The organism is Aeromicrobium alkaliterrae (assembly GCF_039529015.1).
Classification (GTDB): Bacteria; Actinomycetota; Actinomycetes; order Propionibacteriales; family Nocardioidaceae; genus Aeromicrobium; species Aeromicrobium alkaliterrae.
In genome coordinates this window covers 1-12,023 of the sequence record NZ_BAAAME010000018.1, presented here as the reverse complement: position 1 = coordinate 12,023, position 12,023 = coordinate 1, and the positions used below count along the sequence as shown (strand labels likewise).

13 protein-coding genes are annotated in these 12,023 nt (G+C 66.0%); 4 read left to right on the top strand and 9 right to left on the bottom strand.

Annotation, left to right across the window (positions count from 1 at the left end; genetic code table 11):
- Positions 1-301 precede the first annotated feature (301 nt).
- Positions 302-1,135, bottom strand: a complete 834-nt coding sequence (locus tag ABD127_RS18865; protein WP_344204421.1) for a DUF1801 domain-containing protein — start codon at positions 1,133-1,135, stop codon at positions 302-304.
- A 45-nt stretch (positions 1,136-1,180) separates the two neighbouring features.
- Here ABD127_RS18865 and ABD127_RS18860 point away from each other — a divergent pair, with 45 nt between their 5' ends.
- Positions 1,181-1,564 (top strand): VOC family protein, encoded by a 384-nt coding sequence (locus ABD127_RS18860; RefSeq protein ID WP_344204418.1) that lies wholly within the window; start codon positions 1,181-1,183, stop codon positions 1,562-1,564.
- 138 nt (positions 1,565-1,702) lie between these two features.
- Here ABD127_RS18860 and ABD127_RS18855 read toward each other — a convergent pair whose 3' ends face one another.
- The 4 genes from ABD127_RS18855 to ABD127_RS18840 form a co-directional block, all read right to left on the bottom strand.
- Positions 1,703-2,875, bottom strand: a complete 1,173-nt coding sequence (locus ABD127_RS18855; RefSeq protein ID WP_344204416.1) for an MFS transporter — start codon at positions 2,873-2,875, stop codon at positions 1,703-1,705.
- A 122-nt stretch (positions 2,876-2,997) separates the two neighbouring features.
- On the bottom strand, positions 2,998-3,636 hold the full coding sequence (locus tag ABD127_RS18850) for a 3-oxoacid CoA-transferase subunit B (protein WP_344204414.1): 639 nt from the start codon (positions 3,634-3,636) through the stop codon (positions 2,998-3,000).
- Positions 3,633-4,298 (bottom strand): 3-oxoacid CoA-transferase subunit A, encoded by a 666-nt coding sequence (locus ABD127_RS18845; RefSeq protein ID WP_344204413.1) that lies wholly within the window; start codon positions 4,296-4,298, stop codon positions 3,633-3,635. Before ABD127_RS18845 ends, ABD127_RS18850 begins: the two co-directional genes overlap by 4 nt.
- A complete protein-coding gene (locus ABD127_RS18840) occupies positions 4,295-5,470 on the bottom strand; it encodes a thiolase family protein (protein ID WP_344204410.1) in 1,176 nt (391 codons plus the stop codon). Before ABD127_RS18840 ends, ABD127_RS18845 begins: the two co-directional genes overlap by 4 nt.
- Positions 5,471-5,552: 82 nt before the next feature.
- Between ABD127_RS18840 and ABD127_RS18835 the strand changes: the two genes are divergently transcribed.
- Positions 5,553-6,458: a LysR family transcriptional regulator gene (locus tag ABD127_RS18835; RefSeq protein ID WP_344204408.1), complete on the top strand. Its 906-nt coding sequence runs from the start codon at positions 5,553-5,555 to the stop codon at positions 6,456-6,458.
- Between the two features lie 107 nt (positions 6,459-6,565).
- Here the strand turns inward: ABD127_RS18835 and ABD127_RS18830 are convergent, their stop codons facing one another.
- The 3 genes from ABD127_RS18830 to ABD127_RS18820 all read right to left on the bottom strand — a co-directional run bounded on the left by ABD127_RS18830 (position 6,566) and on the right by ABD127_RS18820 (position 9,619).
- The gene (locus ABD127_RS18830; protein WP_344204404.1) at positions 6,566-7,618 is read right to left on the bottom strand and encodes a maleylacetate reductase; all 1,053 of its coding nucleotides are present in this window, start codon (positions 7,616-7,618) and stop codon (positions 6,566-6,568) included.
- Between the two features lie 83 nt (positions 7,619-7,701).
- Positions 7,702-8,826, bottom strand: a complete 1,125-nt coding sequence (locus ABD127_RS18825; protein WP_344204401.1) for a muconate/chloromuconate family cycloisomerase — start codon at positions 8,824-8,826, stop codon at positions 7,702-7,704.
- Between the two features lie 16 nt (positions 8,827-8,842).
- Positions 8,843-9,619: a dioxygenase family protein gene (locus tag ABD127_RS18820; protein WP_344204399.1), complete on the bottom strand. Its 777-nt coding sequence runs from the start codon at positions 9,617-9,619 to the stop codon at positions 8,843-8,845.
- 143 nt (positions 9,620-9,762) lie between these two features.
- On the opposite strand from ABD127_RS18820, the gene ABD127_RS18815 reads away from it, so the two are divergent.
- Both ABD127_RS18815 and ABD127_RS18810 read left to right on the top strand, forming a co-directional pair.
- On the top strand, positions 9,763-10,554 hold the full coding sequence (locus ABD127_RS18815; RefSeq protein WP_344204396.1) for an IclR family transcriptional regulator domain-containing protein: 792 nt from the start codon (positions 9,763-9,765) through the stop codon (positions 10,552-10,554).
- Positions 10,555-10,623: 69 nt separating this feature from the next.
- Entirely contained in the window at positions 10,624-11,619 is a 996-nt protein-coding gene (locus ABD127_RS18810; RefSeq protein ID WP_344204393.1) for a cyclase family protein, read from the top strand.
- Positions 11,620-11,728: 109 nt separating this feature from the next.
- On the opposite strand, the gene ABD127_RS18805 is transcribed toward ABD127_RS18810, so the two are convergent.
- Positions 11,729-12,023, bottom strand: a 295-nt coding sequence (locus ABD127_RS18805; protein ID WP_344204391.1) for an alpha/beta fold hydrolase, incomplete at its 5' end; no start/stop codon positions are given.

Below are 12,023 nucleotides of genomic sequence, written 5' to 3'. Positions count from 1 at the left end.
ATTTGAACTCGTTCTTGGCGATTCTCTGACCTGCGACGATGCCCGATAAGGTCTGGAATTGCAGTGATTCTGCATAACATCACGATTGTCGGATTCACGTCAGATCACGGACGAATGTGGGCAGAATGTGGGCACGGATCGCTCGGCGCGCAGACCGGCGAGCTACTCGGAATCCTCGTGCCCGACCCATCTCGCAAGCCGGGCGAGCCCGACCCGTGACTCCGGAAGTCCCTCCTGCAGGTCGAACCGCGGCGACACCTTCTTGAGCGCCTTGGGACGTGGCAGCCGCCGGTGCTGATAGTCAGTCCGAACAGTCGCGGACGTCCGTGCCGCGTTCGGCGAACGCCTTGAAGTCCTCCATCACCAGCCCGGTCTGCTTCACGAAGACCCGGCGCAGTAGGGGCGCCGCCAGGCGCATCGGGCCGCTGAACCGGTACTCGTTCTCGCTCGCCCACAGCGTGGCGTCCGGACCGGTCTGCGTCAGCCGTTCGCGCGCGGCGTTCCACATGCCGTGCGCGACGATCTCCCGTTCGTAGCGGATGACGCGATCCGGCGCGATGCCGTGCAGATCCTTGGGCTCAAGCCTCGTGATGGTCTCGCTGCACTCCATGGTCTTGCCGCCTGCCTCGAACACCACGCGAGACTCGGTGCCGACCTGGCCGTCCTCACCGCGAATCGGCTCGTGCAGCATCAGGCCACGGAGCCACTTCGGACGGTGGACAGGGTTCTCGAGGAGTTCCAAGACCCTCGCGCGCGGCAGCGCGATCTCGAGCGAGTGCTCCGTCGTCGCGTAGCCCTCCAGCCGCTCGGCGAACGCTTCGATGGCCCACGACGACGGGTAGAAGCTCATGTGCTTCTTCGAGGCGGTGAAGAACACCAGCGCCCGACCCTTGTACTTCAGTGTGGGCATGCGGTAGCTGATCGTCTCCTCGACGCTCGGCACGAGCTCGGTCACGAGCGTGCGGATCTTTTCGAGCTCAGGCCGAAAGACCGGGTCGATCCCGTCGAGGTACTCGTTGATGCTCGTTGCCTTCTCACCCATCGCTCTGGTCCTCTCCCAGGTAGAACGCCGCCGTTCGACGTGCTCGCGTCGTGGCATCGTCCGTCGATGCTCCCGCCTCGCGGTGCGCCGCACCCCACGCCTCGGAGGACCCAAGTCACCAGCCTCTATCCCGTACTCATGTCTCAGGACGTCGGCGCCGCCGCCAGCTTCTACCGACGCGCGCTCGTCGCCGTCACGACCTTCGAGAGCGACTGGTACGTGAGCCTGCGAGTGGGCACCTTCGAGCTCGCCGTGCTGCAGCACGACCATCCGACCATCCCCGCAGGGTTTCGCCACCGGCCGGCCGGAGTGCTGGTCGACGTCGAGGTCGAGGACGTCGACGCCGTCCACGACCGGTTGACGACCGACCTCGGGCTGTCGCCGGTCCTGCCGCTGCGCAGCGAGACCTTCGAGCAACGGCACTTCATCGTCGAGGGACCGGACCGCGTCCTGCTGGACGTCATCCAGCCCATCGAGCCCGCTCCGGACTATGCCGATGCATTCACCGCCACCGCGACTTAGTCTTGCCGTCTGGAGATCCCGGGTTCGCAGTCACCGGTACCCGCTGCTGACACGAGCGCGACCTTCGACGCCTCGGACCGCGTAATCGGTCGGGAATCCCTGCGTGCCCGACTTGAGTCAGCCCCGCGCCGCTGGCCGTCACTCGGGCTTTGGCTCCCCATTAACCGGCACGAAAGGCGCGGCGACCAGGCCGATCAGGCCGGCGACGAGGAATGCCGCCGAGTAGCCGTGACTAGCGATTAGCGCGCCACCGAGGGGCGGCACGGCGGCCGCCACGGCGTTCTGTCCGGTGTTCTGCAACCCCTGTGCACGACCCGACCAGTACGGACCCGAGACCTCGGCGACCGCGGTCGCCGCGATGCCGTTGTCGGCCACGACGATTATCGAGGCGAGGACGATCACGACGACGGCGACCGGGGAGTCCCCCGAGCTGGCCAGGACGAACATCGATACCGCGCCCGCCACGGCGATCCAGCGGATCGGGCGCATTCGCATTTTGGCGACGTCGGACCACCAGCCGGCGGCGATTCGTCCGCCGGCTCCGAGAAGCTGTACGACCGCGACGGCTACGCTGGCCGACGCCACGCTCCAGTCGTGGACCACGATCAGCCACACCAACATGAATGTCCAGATCATGACCTGGGGGACGACCAGCATCGCCGCCACGAGGTGCACCCGCGCCAGGCGCCATGATCCCCGGTACGGATTTCGCAGGTGGACTTGCGCCGCGGGGTCGCTGCGCGGCAACCGCGTCGGATTAGACACAAGCATGAGGCACGCAACCAACCCGACAGCCAGGACCGTCACCGGCACCATGAGCGCGGTCGCGGTGCCGAACCGGTCGGCCAAGTTAGGCACCGAGCCAGCCGCGGCCGCGATTCCCACGGGCGCCGCGGATTGACGGATGCCCATCGCCGTGCCTCGCTGACCGGGCGCGAACCAGCCAGTCACAAGCCTCGCGCTCGACACGTGAACGCTCGCCGACGCCGCACCGATGACAAAGAACGCGACGACCAGCAAGCTGAATGACGTCGCGAGCACCGCCAGCGCAGCACCTACGGTGGCGAGCGACAGTCCCATCGTCAACACGCGACGCTCACCGACCCGGTCGACGAGTGCGCCCCAGACCACAAGGAAACAGGCCATGCCGATCATCGGTGCGGCCGCGGCCACGCCGGCGCTGGCCAAGCTCAGGTCAAGCGCCAGGTGGAAGTGCGGGATCAAGAAACCCGGGGCGTTCAGGCCGACCGAGACCGCCGCGAGCAGGAAAGTTGTCACCGCGAGCTGGACCCAGCGGTTCTGGGACCTCACAGGTTCGGCCGCGTGCTGGTCACCGGTCGACCAACCGCAGAGTTTGCTCCCAGTATCGCTCGCCGCGGGCCTCGACGCTCCGAACGCCGGCGTTAGGCGTGCCGACCTTCTCGGGCGAAGACTCAGCCAAGGTCGAGGCCCAGCCGCGCGGCCAGCTCCACCCGGGTGATGCCGAAGAGCGCGAGCAACCGCGCGCCGTGAGGACCGACCTCGAAGGTAGCGACGTCGGTGTAGACGCGGCTGACGCAGCCCAGGCCGGTGAGCGGGTAGGTGCACGCCGGCACGAGTTTGGGCGAACCGTCCTTGGCGAACAACGTCATCATCACGAAGACCTGCTTCGCCCCGATCGCTAGGTCCATCGCGCCGCCCACTGCCGGGATCGCATCAGGAGCGCCCGTGTGCCAGTTTGCAAGGTCGCCGCTGGCGGAGACCTGGAAAGCGCCGAGCACGCAGACGTCGAGGTGGCCGCCGCGCATCATGGCGAAGGAGTCGGCCTGATGGAAGTACGCCGCCCCGGGCAGTTCGGTGACCGGAAGCTTGCCTGCATTGATCAGGTCCGCGTCGACCTCGTGGCCGACCGCGGCCGGCCCCATACCGAGCATCCCGTTCTCGGTGTGCAGCACGACGCCCGAGCCAGGGCGCAGGTGGTCGGCGACCAGGGTGGGCTGACCGATACCGAGGTTGACGTACGACCCCGTCGGGATGTCGCGGGCGATCGCCGCGGCAATATCGTCCTTCGTCCGGGTGGCGCCGGCGCTCATGCGACCACCACCCGGTCCACGTAGATGCCAGGAGTGACCACGATCTCGGGGTCGATTTCACCGACCTCGACCAGCTCGCGCACCTGCACGACGGCGGTCGCGGCGGCGCTGGCCATCACAGGGCCGAAGTTGCGCGCCGTCTTGCGGTAGACGAGGTTGCCCGCCCGGTCTGCGCGGTGGGCGCTGATGAGAGCGACGTCGCCGTGGATCGGCAGTTCCAGGACATAGGACCGGCCGTCGATCTCCCGGATCTCTTTCCCCTCGGCAAGCGGCGTGCCTGCCCCTGTCGGGCAGAAGAATCCGCCGATGCCGGCCCCGGCCGCGCGCATCCGCTCGGCGAGGGTCCCTTGGGGAACGACCTCGAGCTCAATCCGACCGGTTCGGTACAGGTCATCGAATACCCACGAGTCGACCTGGCGAGGATAGGAACAGACCACCTTGCGCACCCGACCGCGCGCCAGAAGAGCGGCGAGGCCGGTCTCGCCGTTGCCGGCGTTGTTGGACACGACCGTGAGGTCGGTGGCGCCCTGCTCGATGAGCGCGTCGATCAAGGCGACGGGCATGCCCGCCATGCCGAACCCGCCTATCAGCACAGTCGCGCCGTCCGTGATGCCTTCCACCGCCTGCGCGGTGACGTCACACACCGTGACGGCCCCGCTCACGCGGCGTTCTCCAGCACGACGGCGAGGGCCTGCCCCACGCCGATGCAGATGGCTGCGACGCCCCAGCGCTCACCACTGTCGCGGAGCCTGTGGGCGAGCGTGCCCAGGATGCGGCCACCGCTCGCACCAAGCGGGTGGCCGATCGCGATCGCGCCACCGCGGGCGTTCACGAGGTCGGGATTGATCCCCCAGGCGTCGACGCACGCAAGAGATTGCACTGCGAATGCTTCGTTGAGCTCGATGGCGCCGACGTCGGCCCAGCTGATGCCGGCACGGGCTAAGGCCTTGCGGGCGGCCTCGACTGGGGCGAAGCCGAAATCCTGCGGATCGACGGCATGCGTGCCGCGGCCGGCGATCCGGACGATCGGTTCGAGGCCAAGAGCAGCGCTCTCGCTCGCGATGAGCAAGGCTGAGGCTCCGTCGCTGAGCGGTGAGGCGTTTGCAGCAGTGATCGTACCGTCGGGACGGAAGGACGGCTTGAGGCCCGCCAGCCCCTCCGCCGTGGAGCCGGGACGGATGCCCTCGTCGCGCGCCAAGGCGACGCCAGGCACAGGCACGACCAACTGGTCGAAGAACCCACTCTCCCAGGCGGCGTGCGCCAGGTCGTGCGAACGTGCGGCGAACTCGTCCTGGCGCTCGCGCGAGATCGCGAACCGCTCCCCCAGCGCCTCGTTAGCTTCGCCCAGCGACACCGTCCACTCCGCCGGCATCTGATCATTGACCAGCCGCCAGCCCAGCGTCGTCGACACCGCGGTCGTGTTTCCCGCCGGGAAGGCGCGCGCGGGCTTGGGCAACACCCACGGAGCTCGCGTCATCGACTCCACGCCACCGGCGACCACGACTTCAGCGTCGCCGGACTCGACGGTGCGCGAGGCGATCATCGCGGCATCGAGGCTCGATCCGCACAGCCGATTGACCGTCGTTGCCGGCACCGAGGTTGGCAGACCCGCGAGCAGCACGGCCATACGGCCGACGTTGCGATTGTCCTCGCCAGCGCCGTTGGCATTACCCCACACAACGTCGCCAATGCGCTCTGGGTCGAGACCCGGCGCTTTTCGCACGACCTCGCTAAGCACGGTCGCAGCGAGGTCGTCAGGGCGGACCCCGGCAAGCGCACCGCCGAATCGACCGAAGGCTGTGCGGGTGGCGGCATACATGTAGGCGGAAGGCACGAATCGACCCTAGGCCGGTCGTTCGATCGCGTCCAACACTTCTTTCCGATAAATTGATCTCGTACGGAGATAAGTTGAGGCCGTGGAGATACGAGTTCTGCGCTACGTGCTGGCGCTGGCCGAGGAGGAGCACTTCGGCCGCGCCGCAGTGCGAGCCGGCGTCGCCCAGTCAGCGCTCTCTGAGCAACTCAAGCGGCTGGAAGTCGAGCTCGGCGTCCGACTCTTCGACCGGTCCACCCGGCGAGTGACCATCACTGCTGCAGGCAAGCGTTTCGTCGAGCACGCGCGGAACATCGTCGCCGCGGCCGACCGGGCGAGCAGCGAGATGCGGGCCGTCGCGAACGGCCGGGTTGGCTCGGTCGCGGTCGGGTTCGTTGGCACGGCGACGTACGACGTCCTACCTAGGGTCGCTCAGCGGGTCCGAGCTGAATTGCCCGGCGTCGACTTGACGCTGCGCGGGGAGCAGCTGAACCCAGCGCTGCTGACCAGTGTTGCGTCAGGCGACCTCGACCTGGCCCTCGTCCGTCCAAACCGGACCCTCCCGGCCGGGCTCCTCACCACCCACCTCCGATCTGAGGAACTGGTTGCCATCCTGCCGAGCTCGCACCCGCTAGCCAGCCGGACCAAGATCGATCTCGAACTCCTTGCGGACGAGGACTTCGTGATCCATCCCTCCGGTGACCGCTCGTCGATCCACCAACACGTCCTGTCGGCGTGCGCTGGGGCCGGTTTTAGCCCACGGTCGATCCTGGAGGTCGGTGAGACTGCCACGCTTACGGTTTTCGTGGCCGCCGGACTCGGCGTCGCGCTCGTGCCCGCCCCCGTCCGGAGCCTGCACCTGGACGGCGTCACCTACGTCGACCTTGCGTCTCCGACCGCGATCGACCTAGCGCTCGTTCGCCGCGACTCCGACCGCTCCCTCGCGACAGCGAGCGTAGCCGCGGCAATTGTCCAATGCGTGACGGACGCACCTCGCGATGAGCGATAGCGGATCCGCCGGCCGGCGGGCGCTGAACGGCAAGGCTGGCACCTCGCCCGCCCTGTCCGCCCTGTCCCGACAGGTGGCTCAGCTCGCGACCGCTTCGAGGCGCCGACCTACGGGAGGTCCCCTTCCCACGCCGCGCGAAGCAGGGCGGTGATGTTCTCGCTGTCGACGGGGGTCGGATTGTTGGCCGGGATGGCGGCTCGGATGGGACCCACCGCGCGCGCGATGCCAGCCTCCGGCATTCCGTAGTCCTTGAGCGCCTTGGGGGCTTCCAGACGAGCACGCAAAGTGCGCAATCCTCCCGTCGCCGAGGATGCACTCAGTGCTTCCGCGATACGTCGCTCGGCCTCCGGCGCCGAAGGCGCGTTGAACGCGAGCACATGCGGTAGCACCACGGCGTGAGTCTGGGCATGGGGCAGGTCGAACATCCCGCCTAGGACGTGGCAGATCTTGTGGTGCATGCCAGAGCCGGCCGACGCGAACGAGACCGCGGCCAAGTAGGCGCCGTACAGAGTCTGCTCGGCCGCATCGGTGGACGCGTTATTGGTCGAAACCTGCAGCAACCCGGACGACAGAGCTCGAATGCCTTCCTGCGCCAGTGCCTGGTCGATGGGGTCCACACGTGGACCCCACAACGAGTCCACACAGTGCGCCATCGCGTTCAAACCTGATGCCACGGTCATGTCACTCGGAAGCGAAGTCAGGAGCTTCGCGTCGTAGATGATGGAGACCGGAAGCACCTTCGGGTCGATCCCGGTGGTCTTGACGCCATTCTCGGTCAAGCCCCATACGTTGGTGGCTTCGCTGCCGGCGTACGTCGTGGGAACGGCCACGATAGGCAACCCTGTCCTCAGTGCGATCGCCTTCGCCAGCCCTGTGGTGGATCCCCCACCGATCGAGAGCAAGACGTCGGCACCTGCGGATTCGGCGACCGAGCAGGCCCGCGCTGCCACGTCGACCGGGACGTGCATCACCACCTCATTGAATCGCTCTACGACCGGGACGGCGGCGGCGATTGGAGCCGCGAGCTCGTCCTCCCGTTCCGAGGCGACCAGCATCACCTTTCGGTACCCAAGATTTTCGATCTCATGCGCGGCTGCACCCGCCGCGTTGCCGGTCGCGAACACCACACGCTGAGCCAGTGACTCGTGCACGAACTCCATCAGTACAACTCCTATCAAGCTAACGCCCGACCCCACCCGACGCGGGGACGACTGCGGAACTAGTCGAGCCGAGATTCCATTGCTCAGATCGGCCTGGCGTACTTGCGAACCTTTGATTCGTCGAGTTGCACGCCCAGACCCGCGCCGTGCGGCGGAGCTACACGACCGTTCACGTAGGGGATCGGTTCCTTGACAATGTCATCGGCCAGGAGGAGCGGTCCGAACAGCTCCGACCCGGTATCGATGCCCGGTACGGCACAGAACAGGTGAGCACTGGCGGCTGCTCCGACCGATGTCTCGATGGTGGTTCCACCATGGCACCCGATCCCTGCAGCCTCGCCGATCGCAGCGATCCGCTGCACCGCGGACAGTCCGGCCGACTTCGCAATCTTCACGGCGAACACATCAGCTGCACCGTGTTGGGCCAACCGCATCGCGTCCTCAGCGGTTCTGAGGGACTCGTCCGCCATGATGGGGACTACAAGTCGCGAAGCGAGGCGAGCTTGCGCTTCGATGTTCCACGCGGCGACCGGTTGCTCGATGAGATCGATCCCAGCCTCCTCGAGCACCGGCAGCCACCTCGTCGCGGTGAGTTCAGACCATGACCCGTTGATGTCGACCCGCAGACTCGTGCTGCCCTCGAGTTCCCGGGCAACGGAGACAATGCGTGCCACATCATCGGCAGCATCGCCATGGCCCATCTTCAACTTGAAGCTCCTGTGGGCGCCTTCGTCGAGCTTCGCCTCGATCTCCCGCACGATGACGGGCACGCTTTCGATACCGATGGCCCAGGTGACGTCGATATCGTCGCGCGCGAGCCCGCCGAGCAACTGGTAGAGGGGCACGCCCAAAGCCTTGCCGCGTGCATCCCACAGCGCCATCTCGACGGCAGCCTTCGCGAACTGTGCGCCGGCGATCACCTTCTCGAGATGGCGGGCGAGGGCCTCGACCCTGTGCACATCAGCACCGATGATGAGCGGAGCAATGTAGCCGTCGATGAGTGCCTTGATGCCCTCTATCGACTCACCCCCCCACCAGGGCCCCCCTGGCACGACTGCCTCGCCGATGCCTTCAATGCCGTCTGCCGTGCGCAGGCGGACGATCACGGCACTCTGGTGCTCGATGCTGGTGACGGCGAAACGGTGGGGCCGCACGAGCGGCAGGTCAACCAGAGTGGTGTGGACCGAATGGACTCTCAGATCGTCCACAATTCAGCCTTGCCCGTCACGAGGACGGGGACGCGGTCGTCAGCGTGAAGTCATACTTGGCGTGGACGCCGTCCTCGTCCTCCTCGATATCGAACATGAGGCCGTCCCGCACAGCGTTGGCCACGTCGTTGTCGAGAAACTCACCACCCGGGAAGTACAGCTGCGACGTCAGGTCTTCAAATCCGTCTGCGGACACCTTCAGGTGCACGTGCGCCGGGCGGAAGAAGTGACGGCCGAGAGCGTTGAGCACGATACCCGTGGGGCCGTCCTTCGGGATCTCATAGGGCGGCGGGAGGATGGTCTCCACAGTGAAGGACCCGTCGGCTTCCGTGACGAAACGTGCGCGTAGGTTCCACTCGGGGATGTTGGGGTGGATCTGGGAGTACAACCCCGCAGCGTCGGCGTGCCACACGTCGATCACGGCACCCGACACTGCGTTGCCGTGCAGATCGGACACGACCCCGCTGAACGTCATAGGTTCCCCAGCCTCGTCCTCGCGCTGGGGCATGACGTACGGCTTCTCGAGCAGTGGCGCACCGGGGATGTAGAACGGTCCCTCGATCGCGGCCTGGCTGGCTTGACTACCGGCGCTGCCGACGTCGGTGGCCTCTGCCTCGAAGAAGATGTCGAAGAGAAGCGACTCCTCGCCCTGCTTGACGCTCTCGACGATCAGGTCGGTCGCAAGGCGGTAGTCCGCATGGCTGATCCGGTGCTTGCGAATGAACTGCAGCAGCGTCTGCTCGAGATCCTCGACAACTTGTACGACTCGGTTGTCCTGCACGGTTTTCCTCACGCTCGGCCTCTGGTCTTCGACCGAGGCAGGATGGGGCGGGCATTGACAGACCGCCTCGAATTTTGTACGCTAGACGGACAAGAGATCCGCTTAGCGTACAAGAGTCTGCGTCCGTAATCACCTACTGTCAAGAGGAGCACTTGATGAAGCCACCCGAGGAGCGCGATTTCGTGCGGGCGCTCACGCGCGGGCTCGACGTGATTTTGGCCTTCTCACATCTGCGTCCGAGCATGACGCTGAGCGAGGTGGCGGAGGTCGTCGGGCTCAGCAGACCGACCGCCAGACGACTACTCCTGACACTCGAGGACGCCGGCTTCGTCAAGACAGATGCTCGACGCTTCTCGCTGACTCCCCGGGTACTGGCGTTGGGTTACGCCTACCTGAGTTCGCTCGACCTCGCCCAGGTCGCCCAGCCCCACATGGACGCTCTGGTGAAGCTGACCGGGGAGGGTTGCGCCATGGCCGTCCTCGACGACTGCGATGTTGTCTACGTCAATCGCGTGCCGACGCACAGGATCACCAGCCTTCCTCTCACCACGGGAACTCGCCTGCCGGCGCACGCCACATCCATGGGCCAAGTGCTCTTAGCCGACTTGACCCCAGACCAGCTCGAGAGCTACCTCACCCGCGCCGACCTGCCGCGGCTGACGGCCAGGACCCTCCACTCACCTCACGAGATCCGATCCCGCATGGAGCAGGTGCGACAGCACGGGTGGGCGCTTGTCGACCAAGAGTTGGAGGAGGGGCTCCGTTCGATCTCTGCACCTGTCATGGGGGCTGAGGGCAGAACCGTCGCCGCCGTCGGAATGTCGACCACGGTCTCCTCGACCACTCTCGAGCGACTCCGTTCCGAGCACGTCCCCCATCTCGTCGCGGCCGCTGCGGCCATCAGCAAGGACCTCGGCGGACGCGTCGCCGCCGAGCGCGAAAGTTGACAAATAGGTACCAGCGATGGGTCTATTGACGTTGTGCGGACGAAATGTCCGCTTGACGGACGGATGAATATGAATGACGCAATCCCCTCGTACCAAGAGCTGCGCCACCGCGTCGACGGCCCGGCGGGATCGTCCTGGGGGGTTTTCGGTCCCGACGACGAACTCGGGACGCTCAACCACCTGACGCCGCAGACGCTCCTTGCTGCCATGGGCACGGTGGTGAGCGGGGAGGTCGTGAACCTGGACCTCCCGCTTGACGCCTTCGATCCAGCACTGGTCTCGACCCGCAAACCCCTGAGCCATCACCTGTTTGCCAGCAATCCACACCATCGCGATGAGTACCTGGACAACTTCTTCACCCAGAACGCGACCCAGATCGACGGGTTCCGACACATCGGGCACCCCGATCTTGGGTTCTACAACGGGGCCAACCCCGAGCACTTCACCGCGGGGAGCCCGTTCCTGGGTATCAACCGGCTCGCTGAACACGGTATTGCTGGGCGTGGCGTCGTCCTCGACGTGGACCGCTACTTGCGGTCGCTCGGTCACGAGATCGACCACCGAGGCGAGGCGATTCCTGCGCAGACACTGGCCGCCACCGCAGCACACCAGGGCGTCGAACTCCGTCCCGGCGACATTCTGTTGGTTCGTACGGGATGGCTGACTCACTACAGGCACGATCCAGTTGCTGCGGTACCAGGTGGCGAACCCATGCGAAGCTCAGGACTCGAGGCATCGCACGAGACAGTTGCGTGGCTTTGGGACCACCAGTTCGCGCTCGTGGCGACCGATAACTTCGCTGTCGAATCCTGGCCAGCCCACGAAGCCTCTCCGTTCATCACCAGGTCCGAGGCATCGGGTGACGTCGCGTCGACGAGTCACACCGGCCTGATGCACCGGGTACTGATCCCCTTGCTCGGCATGGTGCTGGGTGAGCTGTGGGACCTCGACGAGCTCGCCGCGCGGTGTGCACGGGACGGGCGTTGGGACTGTCTGATCGTGGCTTCGCCCCTGAACCTCACGGGTGGCGCGGGGTCACCGGCCAACGCGACGGCCATTCGATGAAGCTGTCACCGAAAGGGGCGACGACTGCAAAGATCAGGCCATCCTCCCTTCCGTTTGCACCGCATCTTCGCTAGCTGTTGAGCCAGACATCGCGCACGGCGGGCAGGTATCACCCGGTCTGCGGTCGGCCACCCCGACGATGCGCCGCGAGGAACAGGAGGAGTGTCTCGTTGAAGAGACGTGGACTCTCCCAATTGGCGCTGTGACCGACCCCCGAGAAGATGAAGTTGCTGGCGTCTTTAATGCGCTCCGCCTGACTGTCGAGGATGGGCGGAGGGACATACAGGTCCGAGCTTCCGGTCATCAGCAGCACTGGTACGTCCAGGTCACCCAGAGTCTGCGGAGAGATGTCGTTGGCCATCCGATGAAGGATCGATGAGCCGGGGAGAAGAGACCGGTTGACG